At 42.6% G+C, this 21907-nt stretch carries 15 protein-coding genes; 5 read left to right on the top strand and 10 right to left on the bottom strand.

All coding sequences use genetic code 11. The features are described from left to right. Nucleotides 1–29: 29 nt before the first annotated feature. The 4 genes from HUZ36_RS03165 to HUZ36_RS03150 are packed head-to-tail and all read right to left on the bottom strand — an operon-like array spanning nucleotide 30 to nucleotide 3734. Nucleotides 30–1415 carry an AmpG family muropeptide MFS transporter gene (locus tag HUZ36_RS03165; RefSeq protein ID WP_176031971.1) on the bottom strand — a complete coding sequence of 462 codons (1386 nt, stop codon included), beginning with the start codon at nucleotides 1413–1415 and terminating at the stop codon, nucleotides 30–32. Nucleotides 1416–1424: 9 nt separating this feature from the next. Then, nucleotides 1425–2042 carry a peptidylprolyl isomerase gene (locus HUZ36_RS03160; RefSeq protein ID WP_125250949.1) on the bottom strand — a complete coding sequence of 206 codons (618 nt, stop codon included), beginning with the start codon at nucleotides 2040–2042 and terminating at the stop codon, nucleotides 1425–1427. Then, nucleotides 2042–2599, bottom strand: coding sequence for a YajG family lipoprotein (locus HUZ36_RS03155; protein WP_176031970.1), 558 nt, complete (start codon nucleotides 2597–2599; stop codon nucleotides 2042–2044). The genes HUZ36_RS03160 and HUZ36_RS03155 overlap by 1 nt, the downstream gene beginning before the upstream one ends. 4 nt (nucleotides 2600–2603) lie before the next feature. Further along, the gene (locus HUZ36_RS03150) at nucleotides 2604–3734 is read right to left on the bottom strand and encodes a methyltransferase (RefSeq protein ID WP_176031969.1); all 1131 of its coding nucleotides are present in this window, start codon (nucleotides 3732–3734) and stop codon (nucleotides 2604–2606) included. 38 nt (nucleotides 3735–3772) lie between these two features. On the opposite strand from HUZ36_RS03150, the gene HUZ36_RS03145 reads away from it, so the two are divergent. The 3 genes from HUZ36_RS03145 (at nucleotide 3773) to fabV (ending at nucleotide 6024) form a co-directional block, all read left to right on the top strand. Next, nucleotides 3773–4366, top strand: a complete 594-nt coding sequence (locus HUZ36_RS03145; protein WP_176031968.1) for an alpha-ketoglutarate-dependent dioxygenase AlkB family protein — start codon at nucleotides 3773–3775, stop codon at nucleotides 4364–4366. 45 nt (nucleotides 4367–4411) lie between these two features. Next, on the top strand, nucleotides 4412–4726 hold the full coding sequence (locus HUZ36_RS03140) for a BolA family protein (protein ID WP_125250945.1): 315 nt from the start codon (nucleotides 4412–4414) through the stop codon (nucleotides 4724–4726). A gap of 107 nt (nucleotides 4727–4833) precedes the next feature. Further along, nucleotides 4834–6024 (top strand): enoyl-ACP reductase FabV, encoded by a 1191-nt coding sequence (gene fabV / locus HUZ36_RS03135; RefSeq protein ID WP_128729728.1) that lies wholly within the window; start codon nucleotides 4834–4836, stop codon nucleotides 6022–6024. Between the two features lie 66 nt (nucleotides 6025–6090). Here fabV and leuD read toward each other — a convergent pair whose 3' ends face one another. From leuD to HUZ36_RS03105, 6 genes are all read right to left on the bottom strand, one after another. Further along, nucleotides 6091–6711 (bottom strand): 3-isopropylmalate dehydratase small subunit, encoded by a 621-nt coding sequence (gene leuD, locus HUZ36_RS03130; RefSeq protein WP_176031967.1) that lies wholly within the window; start codon nucleotides 6709–6711, stop codon nucleotides 6091–6093. A gap of 2 nt (nucleotides 6712–6713) precedes the next feature. Further along, on the bottom strand, nucleotides 6714–8117 hold the full coding sequence (gene leuC, locus HUZ36_RS03125) for a 3-isopropylmalate dehydratase large subunit (RefSeq protein ID WP_176031966.1): 1404 nt from the start codon (nucleotides 8115–8117) through the stop codon (nucleotides 6714–6716). Between the two features lie 2 nt (nucleotides 8118–8119). Further along, entirely contained in the window at nucleotides 8120–9220 is a 1101-nt protein-coding gene (gene leuB / locus HUZ36_RS03120) for a 3-isopropylmalate dehydrogenase (protein ID WP_176031965.1), read from the bottom strand. A 136-nt stretch (nucleotides 9221–9356) separates the two neighbouring features. After that, nucleotides 9357–9989 (bottom strand): 2OG-Fe dioxygenase family protein, encoded by a 633-nt coding sequence (locus HUZ36_RS03115; RefSeq protein ID WP_125250940.1) that lies wholly within the window; start codon nucleotides 9987–9989, stop codon nucleotides 9357–9359. Between the two features lie 28 nt (nucleotides 9990–10017). Beyond that, the gene (gene leuC, locus HUZ36_RS03110) at nucleotides 10018–11427 is read right to left on the bottom strand and encodes a 3-isopropylmalate dehydratase large subunit (protein WP_176031964.1); all 1410 of its coding nucleotides are present in this window, start codon (nucleotides 11425–11427) and stop codon (nucleotides 10018–10020) included. Between the two features lie 68 nt (nucleotides 11428–11495). Further along, on the bottom strand, nucleotides 11496–13037 hold the full coding sequence (locus HUZ36_RS03105) for a 2-isopropylmalate synthase (protein ID WP_176031963.1): 1542 nt from the start codon (nucleotides 13035–13037) through the stop codon (nucleotides 11496–11498). A 591-nt stretch (nucleotides 13038–13628) separates the two neighbouring features. Here HUZ36_RS03105 and HUZ36_RS03100 point away from each other — a divergent pair. Both HUZ36_RS03100 and HUZ36_RS03095 read left to right on the top strand, forming a co-directional pair. After that, nucleotides 13629–17396 (top strand): AMP-binding protein, encoded by a 3768-nt coding sequence (locus tag HUZ36_RS03100; protein WP_176031962.1) that lies wholly within the window; start codon nucleotides 13629–13631, stop codon nucleotides 17394–17396. Between the two features lie 59 nt (nucleotides 17397–17455). Continuing rightward, nucleotides 17456–21907, top strand: coding sequence for a type I polyketide synthase (locus HUZ36_RS03095; RefSeq protein WP_176031961.1), 4452 nt, complete (start codon nucleotides 17456–17458; stop codon nucleotides 21905–21907).

Below are 21907 nucleotides of genomic sequence, written 5' to 3'. Positions count from 1 at the left end.
AAAATGAAAAGGTGCAAGGAACTGCACCTCTAGCGCTTGTTAGTGTGATATGCACGTTCAATTGCATAAAGTTTGTGTCTAATGAGATATAAGAACAACAAGGATGGTAGTACCATTAGTGCTGTTAGCGCGAAAAAGACCGCCCAATTTCCTCCAAGTAAATCATCTATTACAAAACCACTATAACCCGATAGCATGGTACGTCCTAGACTCCCAAGAGAGGCGAGTAGCGCATAGTGAGTAGCGCTGAAAGCTCTATCGCAAAGCATCGAAATGAATGCAACCATGGCCACGAGCGACCAAGCTTGTGTAAATCCATCAATAATAATAGCCATCAAATATAAGTGCTCTTGCGGACCTGCTACTGCAATCCAAGAGAACATCAAGTTAGACGCTGCCATGGCAACACCACTGATAAATAGGCCTTTGACGATGCCATATTTGTGATTAAATATGCTGCCTAAAAAAGCAAATATGATAGTAATAACACCTGTTCCGAGCTTAGAGTACTGACCTATTTGGGTGTTAGTGAAGCCGATTTCTTTGTAAAAGACGATAGACATTCGAGCCAAAAACGCTTCACCAATCTTAAACATAAAAATAAAAGCAAGCAGTGCACACGCTGTTTTCACTCCATTTTTCTCGAAAAAGCGCTTAAATGGTTCTACTAAGGTTACAGCTAACCACGCTACCACCTTGGTATAGACAGAAGGTGAGCTGGCGAGTGTCAGCTTTTGCTCATAGCTTTGCTGTAACTGCGCTTGGACCTGATCTCGATGAGACTCAGGCTCTTTGGCTAAGAGTGTGATGATAAATAGACAGCAAACAACAGCACTTAAGATTTGGTAAATAATAGGCCAGCTGAATCCGGGCAAGTCGGCGATAAAAAATGGAATTGCTCCTAATAAAGCATAACCCGACCACCATCCTGACGTTGCCATCGCGGCGGCAGCGGTTGCTTTCTCGCTCTCGTTCTCGGGCAAAATATCAATACGATAAGCATCTATTGCAATATCTTGTGTTGCTGAGAAAAGCGCAATAATGAAGCACAATAATGCGGCATGTGAAAGGTGTTCCGTGATCGACACACTTGCCAGTGCAAAGGTAGCAACAATAACAATAACTTGGCAGCTAGCTATCCAGCTGCGTCTCTGACCTAACCAAGTGTGCAACAGCGGTATTTTGATTCTGTCGACGAGTGGAGACCAAAGAAAATTAATGGTGTATGCACCATAAACCAGACCAAAAAGACCTATGGTGCTTCGGCTCAAACCTTCGTCTTTGAGCCAAGCTGACATCACCGAGCCAATTAATACCCAAGGAAAACCACTACTTATTCCAAAGGCAAAAATGGTAAGTAGGCGTTTGTCCTTGTAGTAACTGAGGTACTGTGAAAAGCTAGATGATACCAACATAACGAAGATTTACTCAGGTTGCTTTAGTACGTCGATGGACAGGATCACAACAGGCTCTTTGGGAATAAAGGTATAGCCAAGTTTTTCATTGTAATCCGTTTCCACTTGCATGATAGCATCCAGTGTTTCATAGCCTTCCATTACATTTCCAAACACAGCAAAACCCCAGCCTCGACCCGGATTTAAATGGTCATTGTCAGCCATGTTAAAGAAAAACTGTCGAGTACCAGAATGTGGTTTATTATCTTGATAAGCCATTGCAATGGTGTACATATCATTTTTCAAACCATTACCACTTTCATTAAAAATGGCCTCTCGCTCAAACATACCATCGTATTCTTTGTCGTAGCCTCCACCTTGAATGACGAAGTCTCTTTCGTTGGCTTCATCGCGCTCAACACGATGAAAAACAGAGCCATTGTAGTCTTTATTAATCACATAAGTGAGGAAGTTGTTGACCGTGATAGGTGCTCTTGAGCGATCTAGTTCAACGATAATGGGGCCTTTGGTGGTATTGATTTGCACCCGTGGGAATAGATTGTTTTTTTGCACAAACTTGCCGTTCATATCGGCAAAGGCGCAGACACTAAATAGTAAGATAGTTAAACTTAAGATTATTTTTTTCATTAACGTCCTCTCACAAACTGGATAAATTCTGGGTCTTGAACGATGCGGGCAACGACTTGTTGAGCTAGGTTATTAAGCTGTTCCTCCACTTTGGCTTGATCATGCTTTAGTGGCCCCGACAAGCTCGCGCTCCCCTTATACTGCTTTTCAAAGCTTCTAGTGCCTTGCGTAACTTGTATCGTTACATTGGTTTGAGCGTCACTTTGGTGCTGTGACAGGGTTTCTGCGATAATTGCTTTAAAGCGGTTGATGTTCACCACAACTTTGGTTGGTGCTATAGATGTAACTTGTGCGCCATGCGCTGCTAGCGCTTGTGTCATCACATGATTAAGGTTGACTGGCAAGTTTGCATCCGGCATGTACAGCGCCGGTTCCTGATCTTTCACGCGAATAGTGTATTTAGTCGTGCGCAAGTCATTGACTTGTAATGCCATGTTGGTATTCAAAGCATTCGAAGATGGACCTTGATACTGCGGGTGCAAAATTACGCTGCGAGGTGTACTACTACACCCAGCTAAAAGAAAAGAGAGCACAGCAATTAACAATATAACACGCATTTATTTAGCTCCTTTTAGTCGCACTTAATACAGTGAACTTTTTGTTGTTTCCGAGTATTTTACAATTTCCGAACAGGCGTTTCAGTTTATCGTCATATTCAAGGTGGCGGTTGCCAATTATTCTCAACTCTCCACCGTGACGAAGTGCGGCCTTTGCCTGCATAAACATTTGCCAAGCGATATGGTCGGTTATTGCATTTGCTTGATGAAATGGCGGATTACACAGTATCAGATCAGCCCCTTCATTTTCAAAACCAGTCAAGCAATCATTTTGTATAAAACGACAGTCTTTGACTCGTTCTGGCAAGTTGTGACTAATATTTTGCTGTGCACTATGCACAGCCATTGCAGATTCATCAATAAAAGTCACAGTGGCATTAGGCATTTTCGCTAACGTCATTAATCCAATTACCCCATTACCACATCCCAAGTCGATAACCTTGAGAGGCTTTTTCCCCATAGGCAAATAATTGATAAAAAATCGAGCGCCAATATCCAAAGAGTCTCTTGAAAATACATTGGCCTCATTAGACAGTACGAAGTCTGTTTTTTCCAAAGGCCAGGACACAGGAAATTTACTATCAATCGCTTTGGCTGACGTCTTGCTGAATATTAGGCGTGACTTTTTAACTGCTAAGCTTGTGGTAGGCTCAGTTAGAAAGTGCGTAAAGCTTTTTAGTGTTGAGGTGTGGATTTCTTTCGCTTTGCCTGCCGCAATCACCGGAATATCAGCGTCAAGTTTACTCAGCTTCGCCAATTGTGACTGTAATAAGCCGGCGTTTTTCGGCAGCTTAAGCACAACCAAATCAATATCTTCAGGGTATGTGTCGATGCTACTGAGTACCTCAACTTGGGCGTGCTCCAGTTCATTGACTTCTAGGTTGTGTTGGTAAGCTAAGGTACTGACAAAAGAATCAGTCACTAGGGTGCAATGTTTGTCGGCAAGTGCGCAACATAATGCCCCGAATGCGTCATTAATAATTAAGATACGATTTGCGTCAATGTGGTGTTCAAAGACATAATCTAACAGGTATTCGTCGGCTGAATCCCAAGCTTGTAAGCTACGATTTTTTTGATCGAGTGGAAACCTATGTAGCGTAAATGGTTTTCCGGCTAGAGTTGCATCAGTCGTCATGAGTCGTTTCTGTAAATAAAAGCAGCGGATAGTTTAACATGAGAGCAGTAGACAACGCACGGAACTTGCCAAGCGGTTTTAGCTATCAGCCAAGTGCCATTAGCTTTGAGAAAAGTTTAGCCCTATATGATGCGCTTTATAGCACTATTCCTTGGCAGCAAAATACCATCACATTATTTGGTAAGACCCATAAAATCCCCAGACTTGAGCGATTTATTGCCGATCCCGGTGTGCGCTACAGCTATTCAGGAAAACTACTCGACAGTGCGCCTTGGCCAGTGATATTGCAAGGTATTAGAAAAACACTTGAGCAGCGCTTTGACGTCTCATTCAATGCGTTATTGGCAAACTATTACCGCGACGGTCAAGATAGTATGGGTTGGCATAGTGATGATGAGCCTGAACTAGGGGCTACACCTGTGATTGCATCTTTGTCACTTGGGGCAACACGGAAATTTAAAATACGTCACAAAAACACTCAGGAGGTGACCGATATTTTCCTAGAAACCGGGAGCCTGTTAATGATGCAAGGCAACAGCCAGCGAGATTACCAGCATGCCTTACCCAAGCAAGCAAAAGTCACGCAAGGGCGTATTAATCTGACTTTTCGAAGTGTTGGAAATGCTGAGTGATAGGCGTATAGTAAGGCCACGAATTGCTATGGGAGACAAAGTTTAATGTCAATGCAATCACAAATTTACGACAAAATCGCGCAAGCAGTTGCCTGCAAACACCTTAATGTTATTAATGAAAGTCACATGCACAGCCGTGGCGAAGACTCTCACTTTAAGGTTATCGTTGTGAGTGAGCAGTTTATAGGGCAGCGCTTACTTCAGCGTCACAGAAAAATTAACGAAGTACTGAAGGATGAATTACAAAATCACATCCATGCTTTAGCAATACATGCCTACACGCCGGAAGAGTTTTCAGAAAAAGAAGGTCAAGCACCAGTATCACCAACATGTTTAGGTGGCTCAAAGTTTGATAGCTGATCAGATGTGTGTTTTGCATTTCTACCAGTACACTACGCAGTAATTTTAATAAAGTGGGCGTAGACTCACTTTTATTTTTTGTATCAAATTAATGGATAGGATCACTTATGGTCATTAAACCAAAAATTCGTGGATTCATTTGTACGAACGCGCACCCTGTAGGCTGCGCCGAACATGTAAAAGAGCAAATTGAGTACGTAAAGCAACAAGGTCAAATTGAAAATGGCCCTAAAAATGTTTTAGTGATCGGTGCGTCAACAGGGTATGGTTTGGCTTCTCGTATTACCGCGGCATTTGGTGCTGGCGCGAAAACCCTTGGTATCTTTTTTGAAAAAGAAGGCACAGAGAAAAAAACAGCCTCTGCGGGTTGGTACAACACCGCTGCATTCCAGCAAGCAGCTGAAGAAGCCGGTTTATGGTCAAAGAATATTAACGGTGACGCATTTTCTGATGAGTTAAAGCAAAAAACCATCGACACCATTAAGACTGAGCTTGGAAAAGTCGATCTTGTCATCTACAGCCTTGCTTCCCCTCGCCGCAAAGACCCTAAGTCTGAAGAGGTTTACTCTTCGACGCTTAAGCCTATTGGCTCTGCTATTACTACTAAAAACCTAAATACATCAAAGCGTATTATCGACGAAGTGACTGTTGAGGCAGCAAATGAAGAAGAAATTGCAAATACAGTTAAAGTAATGGGTGGTGAAGATTGGGAGCTTTGGATTGATGCGCTTAAACAAGCGGATGTACTCGCCGATGGCTTTAAGACGACTGCCTATACGTATATCGGTAAAGAGCTAACTTGGCCAATTTATGGACATGCGACAATTGGTAAAGCGAAAGAAGATTTAGACCGTGCGACACTTGCTATCCGCGAGACGACATCTGATATTAATGGTGAGGCTTATGTTTCTTCGTTAAATGCGGTTGTGACGCAGGCAAGCTCGGCGATTCCTATTATGCCTTTATATATTTCTGCGCTGTTTAAAGTCATGAAAGGGGATGGTACCTATGAAGGGACTATTGAGCAGATAGATGGTTTGTTCCGCGAAAACCTATACGGACAATCTCCGCGCTTTGACGAAGGCGGTCATTTATTCCAAAACTATAAAGAGCTAGAAGAGGGCGTACAGGCTCGCGTGCAAACAATTTGGGATACAGTAGATACAGACACAATTGATGAGCTAACAGATTATGTTGGCTATCATAATGAGTTTTTAAAATTATTTGGGTTTGGTCTAGAAACAGTTGATTATGATGCTGATGTAGAAGCTGCAGTAGAGATTAATCACCTAATCTAGCAAGCTATATGATTTGAGGCTAGGGCTACACCTAGCCTTATTTTACGTCGCGGCTAACTCCGGACTTCACTCGTAGTGTGGTGCGCATCGCCACTGTGGGATTTTCTTTTCATACGCTTGAATAAACGCTTCTTGTTCAAGGGTTTGTCCAATTGCATCAAGTCCTTTAATGAGCGTCTCTTTGTGAAGAGGACTGATGTTAAATGAATAGTTATCACCATTACAGCTTACCGTTTGATTAACCAGATCAACGGTGATAGCCGTGTCGGCGGTGCTTTGTACCGCGTCAAATAAAGTATCCATCTCTGATTTAGACAACGAAACGGGTAACAGTTGATTGTTGATGCAGTTGCCATAGAAAATATCAGCAAAACTGGTGGCGATCACCACCTTGAAACCGTAATCTGCTAACGCCCAAGGCGCATGTTCTCGACTAGAACCACACCCAAAATTTTCTCTACTGAGTAGGATCTCCGCGCCTTGGTGTTGAGGCTGGTTTAACACGAACTCAAGATTAGGCTGCGTGCCAGCGCTATCTAAGTAACGCCAGTCATGAAATAAGTGCCGACCAAAGCCTTGCTTAGAGACCGAAGTTAAAAACTGTTTGGGGATTATCTGATCTGTATCCACATTAACCTGATCGAGCGGCGCGGCTTTGCTTGTTACCGTTGTAATACCACAACTCATAGCTATTCCTTAATAAATTCTCTAATATCGGTAAATCTGCCTTTTATGGCTGCCAATGCGGCCATCGCAGGGCTGACTAAGTGGGTTCGTGAACCGCGACCTTGTCGTCCTTCAAAATTTCGGTTGCTGGTAGAGGCGCACCTGTCTCCTTGAAGCAACAAATCATCATTCATACCTAGGCACATCGAGCAACCAGGTAAGCGCCACTCAAATCCAGCCTGAGTGAAAATCTTATCAAGCCCTTCCACTTCGGCTTGTTTTTTCACTTCACCAGAGCCAGGTACCACAATTGCTGACACACCAGATGCAATCTTATTATTTTCGACTACCCTTGCAGCGGCACGGAGATCTTCGATGCGACCATTGGTGCATGAGCCAATAAATACATGATTTATCTCAATGTCTGAAATTTTAGAGCCCGGCGTGAGATCCATGTAGTGTAATGCTTTTTTGGCAGCTTCTTGATCGGCAGGATCCGTGAAGCTATTTGGATCTGGTACTATGTCATTAATACCCAAGACATGCCCAGGGTTAGTGCCCCATGTCACTTGCGGTTGAATGTCGTTGGCATTGAGGGTTACAACCGTGTCGTAGAGTGCGTTGGGATCAGCTGTGAGTTGGCTCCAGTCTTGACAAGCAAGCTCCCACAGTTCGCCCTTTGGTGCAAACTCTTTATCTTTCAAGTAGGCAAGTGTAACCTCATCTGGTGCGATCATTCCGGCTTTGGCTCCAGCTTCGATAGACATATTGCAGATAGTCATTCGAGCCTCCATAGAGAGACTTGCTATTGCACTACCACAATACTCGATAACATGTCCGGTCGCCCCTGCATGCCCAATTTTGGCTATAATAGCGAGGATCAAATCTTTTGCCGTCACCCCAAAAGGTAAAGTGCCGTTGACTTCAACTTTCATCGTCTTGGCTTTATGCTGCTTTAGACTTGTGGTGGCCATAACGTGCTCGACCTGAGAGGTACCAATCCCAAATGCCAGTGCGCCAAATGCACCATGTGTTGCGGTGTGTGAATCTCCACATACGACCGTCATACCCGGTAGAATGAGTCCACGCTCTGGTGCCATAACATGTATGATCCCTTGTTTCACATTACCTACAGGGTATAGCTGAACGCCAAACTCCTCGCAATTTTCAATCAAGGCTTGTAGTTGTCTGCGGTTGTTATCGCCGCACGCATCTATGGCTAATGAGCGAGTAGAGATACTGTGATCCATGGTGCCAAATGTTTTATCTGGGCTGCGTAATTTGCGCTGCTTTTGCTTTAACCCATCAAATGCTTGAGGAGAGGTGACTTCATGTATTAAATGCCTGTCAACATAAAGCAATACTTCATCACCGTCTTGCGTAATGACATGCGCATCCCACACTTTTTCATACAAGGTTTTAGGCATTACTAGTAGCTCCTTGCAATATAGTCTCTGATGTAATCGCCTACTTCTGAAGTTGACTTAGCAAGATGTTGCTCATCACTAGGAACAAGCTCTTTGGTTAATACCCCTTGTTGAAGTGCATGCACGACACCTTGTTCAATAGCATCAGCAGCAGCATTTTGATCTAGGCTATAGCGCAGTAACATTGCAGCTGAAAGGATCTGTGCAACAGGGTTCGCGATGCCTAAGTTGGCAATATCTGGAGCTGAGCCTCCCGCTGGTTCAAATAACCCAAAACCGGATTGGTTAATACTTGCCGATGCGAGTAAACCCATGGAACCTGTGATCATAGCGCACTCGTCGGATAAAATATCCCCAAATAGATTAGAGGACAAAATGACATCAAAATCGCTAGGTTTACGAATTAACTGCATTGCTGCATTGTCAATATACATGTGTTCAAGTTGTACATCTGGGTAGCTTGTAGCTACTTCATCTACCGTTTCACGCCATAGCCGACTGCACTCAAGCACATTTGCCTTATCGACAGAGGTTACTTTTTTATTTCTTTTTTGAGCAGCTAAGAAAGCAAGATGAGCAATACGAGTTATCTCTGACTTTGAGTAACGCATGGTATCAAACGCGACTTCTTGGTCGTTATTCAACTCACGTCCCTTTGGTTGGCCAAAATAAATACCACTTGTGAGCTCTCGAACAACCATCATATCAACCTGCTGCTGTGCAATGTCGCTGCGTAATGGTGATAGATGTTGCAGCCCTTGATATATTGTCGCTGGGCGAAGGTTACAAAAGAGATCGAAGTGTGACCTAAGCTTTAGCAATGCGGCTCGCTCTGGGCGCTGATCGAGTGGTAAACTATCCCATTTCGGTCCACCAATAGAGCCAAATAAGATGGCATCGGCGCACTCACAACCTGCAAGTGTCTCTTGTGGTAACGCATGATTATGTTTATCAATGGCGATACCGCCAACATCGTAATGTTGAAAGTAGAATGTTAATGCAAATTTATCTGCAATTATATCTAGTACTTTCAGTGCTTCAGCCATGACCTCTGGACCAATTCCGTCTCCAGGCAATACAGCTACTTTATAAATTTTGTTCATTGGTTTATTCAATATCCCTACATACAATGTGCAGCCAGATAGCATTACTAGCGAATGTATCGTATTTTTTGCTACCTAACTGCAACTCAAAGCTCACGCCGGTGCGGTATAACCTATTTTCCCGCGCTTGGCTAAGTTATCTATCGTTCATATAAAAGGCGATGCCAATAATATCTCGATACGTTTCAATATTGGGTAATTTGGGTGTGAACGGAGACACATAATGTTTGTGCTTGAGATCTTCAACATAAAGGCTTTGTCCAGGCTCTAGCTTTTTCTCAAATAAAATGTTGCTGGTGTCGTTGAAGTCGCTAATAAAAGAGATTGCACCGTTCACATTATGCTCATTGATTAGGTTGATAGCGATAAAGTCGGTTTCATCATGGTGAAAACCTTCAGGGGCAGGGTAGCCGACAATCTTAGCATCTGCGGTAACGCGTATTTGATGGCAACCAATAAAAAAGTGATCGGCATTGACCCACTCTTTTTCTAATGCGTCAGTAACAATCGCTTGCGCAAATTTTTTGGCCTCCTCACCCGTATGTTGGAACGATCTTTTAATTCCACCAGCGTATGAGTTAGCTTCATTAGATTGAAAAAAAGGCTTAGTCGCATTCCAATCGACTTTACCATTTTTTACTTCACCATAAGAAAAAGTTCTAAAACGTTTCATGCCATCTTTGATGTAAGGATCGGCTGGCAACGCATCATAGCTTTTTAATAAGTCATTATTAATTTTGTCAGCATTACATACTAAGCTGAAAGACATGATTAAACTCCTAATTAATTTAATTATTTCATAATGCTGGGTTAGCAATATGTCCTTTGATTGCTGATTCCACCACGGTTCTAGGGCTAGCAAGGTGGGTAAGTACGCCTTTACCTTGGCGGTTTTCAAAGTTCCTGTTGCTAGTAGAAATACACCTAGTGCCTGCGGATAAAGTGTCGTTGTTGATTGCAACGCATAAAGAACAACCCGGGAGACGCCACTCAAATCCGGCTTGTTCGAAAAGCATATGAAGCCCTTCAGCTTCAGCCTGCTTTTTGACTTCCATTGAGCCTGGAACAATGATCGCTTTAACTGTTGGGCTAACACGACGTTTGTTTATTTGCGTAGCCGCTGCTCGTAAGTCTTCGATTCTGCTATTCGTGCATGAACCAACAAAAGCAACATCTATTTTTACTTCATCTAAGCGCATACCCGGCGTTAACTGCATATACGAGTAGGCTCTGCTCATTCCTTGTGCTCTGTTCTCGTCTTGTTCTTGCTCTGGGAAAGGTAAGAGACTAGTAACGTCAATCGCATGTTCTGGACTGGTTCCCCAAGTTACAAAAGAGTGAGTATCGTCGACATTGATACTTGCTTCTTTGTCAAAGATGGCATCATTATCGCTACGTAATGCTGTCCAATCTGCCAAAGCTTCTAGCCAAGCATCGCCTTTTGGAGCCAATTGCCGACCTTTGATGTAATCAATGGTTTTCTGATCCGGAGCTATTAGCCCTGCTTTTGCGCCTAGTTCAACTGACATATTACAAAGCGTCATTCTTTGTTCCATGGACAAGTTTTCAATTACCGATCCACAAAACTCGACTACATAGCCGTTGCCTGAACTTACACCAAGAGTTTGGATGGTTTTCAAAATAATATCTTTTGCAGAAATAGCATCATTAGGTCGACCTTCAACGGTGATCCGAAATGTTTTTTGTTTCTTTTGTACAAGCGTCTGAGTGACAAGGACATGTTCGATTTCAGAAGCGCCAATACCAAATGCAAGTGCGCCAAATGCGCCATGTGTAGAAGCGTGCGAATCTCCACACACTACAATTGTTCCAGGAAGAATAAAACCAAGTTCTGGGCCGATGACATGCACTATCCCTTGACGAGTGTGACCTAAATCAAACAGAGGAATACCATGGGTTTCACAATTACTGTGCATTAATGCTAGAAGATTACGTTGCTCAGCGGACATGACGTCGATAAGATCTTTTGCCGTTGGCACTACGTGATCCATGGTGCCTATGGCAAGCAGCGGTTGCCGAACACTGTGCTGCTTTTCTGACAAACCAGAAAATGCCTGTGCAGATGTCACTTCATGAATGAGATGTCGGTCAACATATAATAAAGAAAATCCGTTGGGCATTTCCTTCACTAGGTGGCTTTCCCAAATTTTATCGTAAAGTGTTTTTGCTTTCACAATCTTTCCCATTTGTATTGCATTTCTTCAATTTCATTAAGGTTTTGTTTGTTGTTTATTATTTTGCATTTTTATTTTATTTAGGCTGATTGCAAAGAATGTTGATGTTCCCTTATCTGGTTAAGCATATTAATGATGTTCAATATAGAAATATATGATTTTATTATTGCTATATTTGGATCTTCATCAGAGCCTTCTCCATAAATAGGCTTGTTATTTAAGGTGATGCTAAGTTTTGCATTATAAATAAAGTTTTCAGGAGCGAATTCTAAAGATAGATCTCGAATAATTATGGGCTCATTCGTTATTTTTAGATTCTGTAATGCTTCAATTAGATTTGTGCTATCTGATTCAAAACTCTGTAATTTTTGATTGTTTTGCAGGACTAAATTAACCGAAATAGCGCGTTCAGAAGCGCACTTGGTGATAGCACTCACTAAGTTATATCTTTTGTCACAGAGATTTACTTTGTTCTTGTAATACAAAGATGTTAAATCGTACCAATAAACCTGCCCTTTTTTGTCAGCAAGTTGTAGGAATTGACTGTAAATATTGTTAATTTCTTGTTCTTCACATGGGCAACCTGTTTGTGTTAAAAAATGTGCAATAGCTTTTCGACCAGAACGAGCTGTGAAGTAAAGTTCGTTTTTACTTATGCCAACTTGTTCTGGGTGAAATATTTCATAAGTAATACTGGATTTGATAACGCCGTCTTGATGTATTCCTGATGAATGTGCAAATGCGTTACCTCCTACAACCGCTTTATTCAACTGCACAGGCATTCTAGCTACAGAGCTGACAAGCTCTGAAGTTGGTTTGATGAGCTCAGTTTTAATATTGCTGTAAAGGCCGAACAGGTCTTTGCGCGCACTGAGTAGCATGGTGATTTCTTCTAATGCGCAGTTTCCGGCACGCTCTCCAATACCATTGACCGTGCACTCAATTTGCCTTACTCCGGCTAACAGTGATTCAGCACTATTTGCTACTGCTAGACCTAAATCATTGTGGCAGTGAACTGATAAAATAGCTTGATCAATATTAGAAACATTGGCTTTGATGTGGCTCAGGAGCTGATGAAATTCTTTCGGAGTGGTATAACCTACTGTATCAGCTAAGTTAACGGTTGTAGCCCCAGCTGCAATGGCTTTTTCGATGATATAGCAAAGGTCTTCAGGTGGGGTGCGAGTGGCATCTTCACACCCAAATTCAATATCATCAGTATACTCTTTAGCGATGGAAATCGCCTCTACAGCTTTATCCGTGGCCGCTTGTAAATTGATATTTAACTTTTTCTCAAGATGTATAGGTGAAGTTGCAATAAAAATATGAATACGTTTATGTTGCGCGGGCTTTAATGCTTCACCACATGCGATAACATCTTCAGGCACGGCTCTGGCCAGTGCACAGATCGTAGGTCCTTGAATCTCTTTTGCAATTAACTCTACAGAGGCAAAGTCCCCAGGAGAAGAAGCGGGAAACCCAACCTCCATTACATCAACATTTAGCTTCGCAATTGCCTTTGCAAGTTGTAATTTTTCATCTTTTGATAAGCTTCTTCGCAGTGCCTGTTCACCGTCTCGCAATGTTGTATCAAAAATACGAACTCTATTATTTGATTTCAAACTTAAACCTCATATGTGATTGTATTATTTATGATAATTCGCCACAGCAAGGGGAGGTTGATTGATTTATAAGGGGTGGTAGTTACTGTTGATGAAGCCGCAACTAAATAACTTCCTTCCCACAAACCACATTCTTCCTTGTTGTTTCCAATACTTATATATGGAACCCGTTAATTAGCTTTATGAGTGAGCCTTTTTACACTTCTTTTTTATTTTAAATTTTTGATCAATTTCGTTTTAATTTGTTTTGTTTTATTTTGCTATTTGCAACAGTTTGTTTGTTTACTTGGTGTTTTATATGGTTTTATGATTGCACTCGGTTTTTTTTAAGTCAACGGTTTATTTTTTTTGTGTTTGGTTTGTTTTGTTTTTGTTGACACTTTTTTGCCTATCGGTTAGCTTAATTTTTCATAATTCTCGAGACACTAAAAAGGGTGATGAATTAGCTATATTTTCTTAGTTTTTTCTGATTAAAGTGTTGGAGAGGGAGGGATGGTCGTAATTATCATTTTTACATTTTTATGTATTAAGTATTTCGGCTCTATATGTATTATTGCTAATTAGGCAAGGAATTATAAAGTAGTATAAGTTATGAATTATAATAATCGTAGTAACGAGAATGAATTTGTAGGTGATAGTAAAGCCTTAACTTACGTCTCTCTTATACAAGAGCATGCCAAAAACAAACCGCACGACACAGCCTTTGAATTTATCCGATCTAAAGATATCGATGATGTTGAGTCATTGAGCTTCTTGCAATTACTCCAGTATTCAAAACAGATAAGTTCAGTACTGCTTAAACAGCCAAAGCTAGGTGCGGTGGTTATCGCTGTGCCGACCGGAAAATTCTTTATTACGAGTTTACTGGGATGTTTTATTTCCAAGCGTATTGCCATTCCTCAAGTGTTACCAGATTCAGCCGCTAATTTGACGAATCTTGAAAAAGTAGTGGAAGATGCAGGTGCGACGACTATTGTTTGCCTGCGTCAACATGAAGATAAGCTTAAATCCCAATTTGAGCAGCAGCTTATTACAGGTGCACTTTCAATATTGATTATTGATGAGTTGAGCTTTGAAGGGCTATCTGATGAGAGCTTTGATCTTCCTATCATTCATCCACAAGACATCGCCTATCTTCAGTACACATCAGGCTCAACTGGATCACCGAAGGGCGTGATCATTAAGCATGAAAATCTGATCGCGAATTTGGAGAGTATCAAATCGGCATATGGGTTTGATAGCTCGCTTGTTTGCGTTTCTTGGTTACCACCTTTCCATGATATGGGACTCGTAGGGTGTTATTTAACCCCAACTTATAATGGCGGGAAGTCAGTGGTATTTTCTAGTACTAACTTCTTAAAACGCCCGTTGATGTGGCTAGAGGCTATTTCAAAATTTAAAGGCACTTATCTGGCCGGTCCAAACTTCTCTTTTGATTATTGTGTTCGTAAAGCTGCCGGAAAAGATCTCAGCCATATCAATCTATCGACGTTAGAGAAAATGATTAACGGTGCAGAGCCTGTTAAAGCAGAAACACTAAATCGATTTATTGAGGTATTTAAGCCATTAGGGCTGAGAAGTGATGTGTTTTATGCCAGTTATGGTATGGCAGAGTGTGTGTTATTTACATCAGCTGAGCGATACACTGGTCAATCGGTACCATATCAAGGGATTGGCAGGGTGAGTTGTGGTATTTCTCAAGACCAGCATGAAATTCTCATTGTTGACCCTGAAACACACGAAGTATGTGGCGATGGTAATATCGGCGAAATTTGGATTGCAGGCCCTTCGGTTTGCTCTGGATACTATAAAAAGTCAGAGACAATAAACGCCGTTTTTAATAACACAGTAGCGGGCAATAGCAACCAGTTTTTTAGAACCGGTGATCTTGGATTTAAGTCCGAAGCTAAGCTTTATATCACCGGCAGGATCAAAGAAACCATTATTATACGAGGCAAAAACTTCTATCCTCACGATATTGAAGCGTCGGTCACTAAAGTTGATGCGCTTTGTAAAGTGAATGAATGTGCCGTGTTTAGTTCATCTCATCAAGATGAAGAAAAAGTGGTGGTCGTTCAAAAATTAAATACAGTTAAAGTGAGTGAAGCTGAAGCACATGCCTTGTTGAAAAAAATATCGGTGGCGCTATCTGTACACCATGGTCTTCAAGTGGCTGAACTTGTGATTGTTAAACGCATCCCGAAAACCACCAGTGGTAAAATTCAACGCACAAAAATCAGACAAATGTATGAAGCAAATGAGCTTGATATTATTTGTCTTGTAAATGAAACCGCGACTGCTGAGGTGCAACAGCGCCCGGCAACAGCCATCGATTTACAGCAAAGTCAGCACAAAGCAAATGAATTAATTGAATGGTTGCAAGATTATTCAAGCCGCCGTATTAACTCGCAATTGATTGATGAGCGTCGCTGTATTCCGCCTTATGTTGTCATGGATTTTAGCACTCAAGGAATACTAGGATTGCTTGTGCCACCAGAGCAAGGCGGGGTTGGTCTAAGTACCACAGATACATTTAAAGTGGTCTCTGCATTAGCATCAGTAGACCTTACCTTGGCATTATTTGTAGGACTACACCAAGTATTGGGGATCCGTCCAATATTAATGTCTGCAAAACCAGCTATCCGCTCACAATTCGTCTCAGAGTTGGCGCAAGGCCGCATGCTTGCCGCTTTTGCCCTCACCGAGCCCAGTGCAGGTTCTGATCCTCGCCAGATTAAGCTTACTGCGAAAAAAGTAGACGGCGGTTGGCGCTTATCAGGTGAGAAAATTTGGTCAGGAAATGCAGCTTGGTCAAACCTAATTAATGTGTTCGCCCTTGCTTTTGATAATGAGCAAGCTCTGGGGATGACAGGGTTTGTTGTTGATAGTAACTCTGTCGGTATACAACAAGGCCCAGAAGCATTAACCATGGGTTTCCGTGGCATGGTACAAAATAAAATTTACTTCAATGATGTGTTTGTACCTGATGAACGCATGCTTGGCACATTAGGTAAAGGATTTGATGTCGCAAAAGACGCGATGATGCTTGGCCGTGCAGGTATCGCTGCGATGGCAATAGGTACTATGCGTCGAAGTCTTGCGGTGATGCAGAGGTATGCTAGCAAACGTATTATTTCTACTGGTCGCTTGTCAGATAACCCTGAAACTCAGAAAAAGATAACCGCTCATGCTTTTGCATTATCGGCATCAGAAGCACTGTTAGAAAGAGTCTCAATGCTGACAGATTTGCAGCAAAATGTACCTGATGAGATGTTCGCTATTGTTAAATATATTGTCACTGAGTTTGCTTGGCATTGTGTTGACGATGCGATGCAGATGCTAGGTGGTCGAGGATATATCGAGAGTAATGGTTTTGCTCAAGTATACCGTGATACTCGACTACTAAGAGTCTTTGAGGGCCCCACAGAAACATTACAAGTGTTTGTTGGTGCAAGTTACCTTGCAAACCCTGATAACTTAAGTGTCTTTATTGCTGATGCTGATGGCTCCGATAAATTACAGTCTGCTTTTAAGGCTCACATTTCAGAAGTTGAACGTGCACTACAAAACACCAGTGTTCCCGCTAAGAAAAAAGAGCTGTTATTGAATCACACTATAGGGTGGTTGGCAGGGTTGTACTGTGCAAAAGCGGCGCTGAGCGTGTCGACTCAAGTCGATGACAGTGCCAAAGCGCTTGTGGCCAATTGGCTCGATATGCAGATAGAAAAAGAGATTTTTGTGCTACATAAAAATATAGCGACTGTGTATGAAAAGAGCGAGATGGCTGTTGTCACTCAGCTACTCAAAAAAGCGCAAAGTCAAACCTTAGACTCAGAGCAAAGCGCACCGGGTGGCGATTATACTTTGGATGTGTTGTTAAGATCGTCGGATACGCCAAGCGCTAAACAAATATTGTCAGATGCTAACGTGTCTCACATGGAGCAAACGCAGCAAAATACTATTGATGAGCAACTTAGTACTCAAAGCAACAGCGCTGAGATTGCGAGTTTCTTGAAAAAGTGGATTGCGAATAAAGCGAAAAAGCCACTGAGTGAGATAGATGAGCATGAGCAGTTTGCGGCATATGGGTTGGACTCGGTTGATGCCGTTGAACTAATTGAAGCGATTGAGAACCAGTATCAATTAGATATAGATGCCACTGCTGCGTGGTCTTATCCAACCATTCAAACTTTAGCAAATTACATCAAACAATACATAACGACGCCTCCGGAACCTGTGGCGAGCACGGGAGCTGGCAGCGCGGCGCAGGGCTTTGCAAAACAAGTTCAGGAGCAACCGGCAAGTACTTCAGAATTATCTAATGAAGAACTACTAGCTATGTTAGAAAGCGAGCTTTAAGCACGCTTTCTAACAGAAGGATTAATACAAGTTTTAGCTGACAGCAAGGATATTGTTTGATGTCGAATATCAATGACGAAAAAATAAATGGCGTCTTAAAAAAGTCGTTAGAGAAAATATCGAGCCTAAAGCAGGAATTAGCACTTGAGCGGGCAGCCAAACATGAGCCGATAGCCTTGATTGGCGGCAGCTGCCGATTACCAGGTGGTGTAAGCAGCTTAGATGAGTTTTGGACATTACTCAAAGATGGCAAAGATGTCATCTCAAAGGTGCCTCGAAACCGTTGGAATACTGAGCGTTTTTATGATTCAACACCGTTTAAAACTGGCCACTATAATACTGATTATGGTGGCTTTGTTGATGATGTTTTCGGGTTTGATGAGCGCTTTTTTGGCATGTCAGCAGCTGAAGCTGAAAATCTTGACCCACAACAGCGCTTGTTACTGGAGCTAAGTGTTCATGCCCTTGAACATGCTGGCATTTCATTTAAACAAATATCAGGTGCCGCGGCGGGTATTTTTGTCGGTATAGGTTCGGCGGATTATGAGTTATTGCACCTTTCCGCTGCTGATACAATAGATTCGCAAATTGGCTTAGGCACAAACCGTGCGATTGCAGCAGGTAGGCTGGCGCACTTTCTCAATGTGCACGGTCCTGTGATGCAACTCGACACTTCCTGCTCTTCTTCTTTGCTTGCCATCCACCTAGCATGTCAAAGTCTACGCAGTCGAGAGTGTGATATTGGCTTAGCTGCTGGGGTCAACCTCATGCTAGCACCTAATGGCTACATCGGATTTAGCCAGATTGGTGCGCTTTCAACCAGCGGTAAGTGCCATACTTTCGATCAGTCTGCTGATGGCTATGTTAGAGGGGAAGGCGGTGGTGTTGCGGTGTTTAAACGCTTGAGTGATGCAATCAAAGACAAGGATAACATCATCTGCGTGATTTCAGGTTCCGCGGTCAATCATGATGGTAGAAGTAACGGTTTAACAGCGCCCAACGGTTCAGCACAAGCGGCTTTGATTAAAAGTGCGCTACACAACGCAAATAAAACAGCTGAAGATATTCAATACATTGAAGCACATGGTACAGGCACTTCATTGGGTGATCCAATTGAAGTAAATGCGCTCGGTACTATTTTTAAGTCAGCCAAATCAGCAGAAAATCCACTTTACATCGGCGCTGTAAAAACAAACATGGGGCATTTAGAGGCCGCAGCGGGTATTTCTTCATTTTTTAAAACCGCACTTGCGATCCATCATCATTATCTGCCACCAAGTTTACACTTTGAGTCTGCAAACCCGTATATTAATTGGCAACGTTACCCGCTATCTGTGGTGAGTGAAGGCATGGCATGGCCAGCATGCACTAACAAATCTGCCGGAGTAAGCGGCTTTGGGATGAGCGGCACCAACGTACACTGTATTCTTTCAGAGTATCAATCATCAGAGGTAGCAGCGCAACCTGACAATACTGACAGGACTGTACATCCATTTATTTTATCCGCCAAGTGTGAGGGCGCATTACAGCAACTTCGAGCAGATTATATTGATGTTATTTCGAGGGACTCTGATAGCTTTGCTGATATTTGCGCATCCACGGTACGGGCAAATAATCATTATAAATATCGTTTTGCGACCTTTGCTCATAGTCGAGAAAGTCTACTTGCGCGCTTAAAAGAGAAAGCGCCGACAGCACCAAGTGCTTTAGGAAAGCGTGAAAATTACATACAGCTAACTGAATTTAACGCTTTAGCTGATCTACAAGGCGTTATCGCAGCAATGCAGACACAGCTTCCTGTTTATGCTACTCACTTTAATCAAGTTTCTGCTTGGGTTGCATCAGATTTAACACAGCCACTAGCATGGTATGTTGCGCAAAGTGAATTATCACCGCAAGTACATCAAGTCCTCACTGCGTGCCACTTTTATGCTTTAGTCAGATGTCTAGATGATTATGGAGTGACCCTAAAAGGGGTAGGCGGAGACTCTGATTTGGCACATGTGCTCGCTGCGCATTTTGTCGGTCTTTTGACAATTCAAGAAGTGATAAGGTCATTATTAGGTGAGCCCGCAAGTCTCGCTGCCAGTAACGAAATACTTAACAACGTACTTAGCTTTGACAAAGCACAAGTTGAGTTTGTGTTGCTAAGCGAAGAGTCATTAACTTCCGTTGATGCAACTGTAGCGCGACCACAAACGGCTATGCTACAGGAATTACAAGATGCCAATGTGTTGGTTGTTGGGATGCAAAACGCGATGTTATCAGTACCTCGCAGTGAGCAAACAGAGACGCACTACATCGCGATTAATGAGCAGATCAACACCCTGTATGCGTGTCTAGCGTCATTGTATGAAGTTGGGGAGTCAATTCACTTTGACGCCGTTTTACATTCAATTCCAACCAATAAAGTAAGGCTTCCTCTCTATCCGTTCCAAAGAACACATTTTGAGCGCCATAACCCATTACGTGAGCAAGTATCGCCTTTAACAAAGGCGCAGAGCTCTGCTGATGTATTTAAAAACTTGCTCAATGATGCTGATTTATCTGATGCTGCAAAAGCCAGCTTACCTGAAATTTTTAGTTTCCTTGAAGGTGATTCGGCGAATGATTCTGAGTCGGTGGTGGAGCTGCTTAATTACGCTTGGGAGCAGTATATAGACACAGAAGAGCAAAACGCTACCACAGTGATTGATGATGTATTGTTGCTCGGCTTTGATACTTTACTACCACACTTGTTAAGTACCAAGCTGAATGAAACTCACAATACAATAAGGGTAACCCATATTGACCTTAGCTCCTTCGTTCATCCAGAGATGAACAGTGCTGCATTTGAGCAAGCGCTCCAGTGTTGGGTAGAGCAAGTTGCTGATAAAGGTCAGGTCATATTCATAGCACCACAAGGTCTTGAAGAAGTGTCGGTATTTTCCGCCATATCACAGCAAGCACTGATGTTAAAGGCATGTATCAAAGTGCTGAGTGCTAATTCGCACATGCGCTTAAAGGCGATTACGACAGGTGCACTTTGCGTGGATTCAGATGACACTGTCAATCTCAGTCAAGGTGGAATGTGGTCGCTACTTAAGTCCATAGATATGGAATGTCCATCACTACACTGTAGCTTGCTGGATATAAACTCGGTTGATGTCAACGACCGTGAATTGCAAACAATGACGGATTTCGTTTTGCATGGTTATGGACAGGAGCGCTGGGTCGCAACGCGTGATAATACTCTTCGCGTTCCGCGCTTGGTACAGGTTGAAGAGGCTGTTGCGGTAAATCCACCGGTGTTGACGGGTAAGTATCTTATCACTGGAGGCAGGGGCAGTATTGCGCTCAAACTGGCAAGCTTTTTGGCTCAGCAAGGTGCAAGCCAGTTGATATTAGCTTGCAGAGATACACGCTTTAGTGAGCAAGATAGCAATGTTGTAGAGTCACTCAGAGCACTAGGCTGCAAGGTTCTCATACAGCAATGTGATTTCACAGATAAAAACAGTGTCCAGCAACTTTTTGCTGAAACCTACCGTGAAGTCCGTGTTGATGGTGTTTATCACTTAGCGGGGGTAAAAGGTGAGATCCAACACTTCTCAGAATGTCACGATGATGCTGTGCTGGCGACCTTGAATGTAAAAATACAAGGGACGTTATATGTTGGTGAGCAGGTTCAAGCTTACAACATTCCTCAATTCGTTGCCTTCTCCTCAATCGCTGCAACTTGGGGGGCGTCATATCAAGCAAGTTACGCACTTGCCAATGGGTTCTTGGAATCTTACTGTCATTACTTAAATACAGTAAAGATCAATGCCCAATGCTTAAACTGGGGCCCTTGGCTAAACACCGGTATGGCAGCGTCTGCTCATGAACAAGAGACGCTATTGCAAAGTGGTATTTTGCCAGCACCAGCTGAGCAGATGTTTGCACAAATGCTGCAGGCTATGACGAGTGAACAAACACAATTCACGATTACTTGTATGGACTGGTCGAAGTTTCTGCCGCTGATTGAGCTACATGGTGAAAATCGCCTATTTGCTACCATTTCAGAGTCTGTTTTTGGGTCACACCAACAAGCAAATTCACGTTCAAGTTCACCGCTTAAAGAGACGCTATTAGCGCTTCCCGAGACCTCACGTCACAAAGAGATTGTAGAACGAGTAATGGAGCAGCTTGCTGCAACACTGAATGTCGCCAGCGCGACTATTTCAGCTGATGATGGTTTTACCGATTTGGGCATGAATAGCTTAAAAGCAATCGAGTTCAAAGAAGGGTTAGAGGCAATATTTCATATCAACATTCCAGTGTCGGCATCCTTTGACTACCCCAGTGCCAACCTATTAAGCAATTTCTTATATGACGAGTTATTCGATATTGAGCATGTCACTCTAGTTGATATTGAAACGTCGGCACATTCGGTGTCAGAAGGTGAAGAAGAGCCTGAGTGGGATGACCTTAATGAAGCAGAGTTAGAGTCGCTATTACGGAATAAGTTAGAAACTTTAGAAGTAGAGTTGTAA

Origin of the sequence: Pseudoalteromonas sp. McH1-7 (assembly GCF_013366255.1) — a bacterium.
In the GTDB taxonomy this organism is placed as follows: domain Bacteria; phylum Pseudomonadota; class Gammaproteobacteria; order Enterobacterales; family Alteromonadaceae; genus Pseudoalteromonas; species Pseudoalteromonas peptidolytica.
Note: the sequence above shows the minus strand (reverse complement) of the source record. Positions and strands in the feature narration are given on the sequence as shown.

Bases quoted from the DNA above. Each gene is read 5' to 3' on its own strand.
- HUZ36_RS03140 (WP_125250945.1), top strand. From the start codon at position 4,412: ATGTCAATGCAATCACAAATTTACGACAAAATCGCGCAAGCAGTTGCC.
- HUZ36_RS03095 (WP_176031961.1), top strand. From the start codon at position 17,456: ATGTCGAATATCAATGACGAAAAAATAAATGGCGTCTTAAAAAAGTCG.
- HUZ36_RS03150 (WP_176031969.1), bottom strand. From the start codon at position 3,734: ATGACGACTGATGCAACTCTAGCCGGAAAACCATTTACGCTACATAGG.
- HUZ36_RS03115 (WP_125250940.1), bottom strand. From the start codon at position 9,989: ATGTCTTTCAGCTTAGTATGTAATGCTGACAAAATTAATAATGACTTA.
- HUZ36_RS03160 (WP_125250949.1), bottom strand. From the start codon at position 2,042: ATGAAAAAAATAATCTTAAGTTTAACTATCTTACTATTTAGTGTCTGC.
- HUZ36_RS03165 (WP_176031971.1), bottom strand. From the start codon at position 1,415: ATGTTGGTATCATCTAGCTTTTCACAGTACCTCAGTTACTACAAGGAC.
- leuC (WP_176031964.1), bottom strand. From the start codon at position 11,427: ATGGGAAAGATTGTGAAAGCAAAAACACTTTACGATAAAATTTGGGAA.
- fabV (WP_128729728.1), top strand. From the start codon at position 4,834: ATGGTCATTAAACCAAAAATTCGTGGATTCATTTGTACGAACGCGCAC.
- leuB (WP_176031965.1), bottom strand. From the start codon at position 9,220: ATGAACAAAATTTATAAAGTAGCTGTATTGCCTGGAGACGGAATTGGT.
- leuD (WP_176031967.1), bottom strand. From the start codon at position 6,711: ATGAGTTGTGGTATTACAACGGTAACAAGCAAAGCCGCGCCGCTCGAT.
- HUZ36_RS03155 (WP_176031970.1), bottom strand. From the start codon at position 2,599: ATGCGTGTTATATTGTTAATTGCTGTGCTCTCTTTTCTTTTAGCTGGG.
- leuC (WP_176031966.1), bottom strand. From the start codon at position 8,117: ATGCCTAAAACCTTGTATGAAAAAGTGTGGGATGCGCATGTCATTACG.
- HUZ36_RS03145 (WP_176031968.1), top strand. From the start codon at position 3,773: ATGAGAGCAGTAGACAACGCACGGAACTTGCCAAGCGGTTTTAGCTAT.
- HUZ36_RS03100 (WP_176031962.1), top strand. From the start codon at position 13,629: ATGAATTATAATAATCGTAGTAACGAGAATGAATTTGTAGGTGATAGT.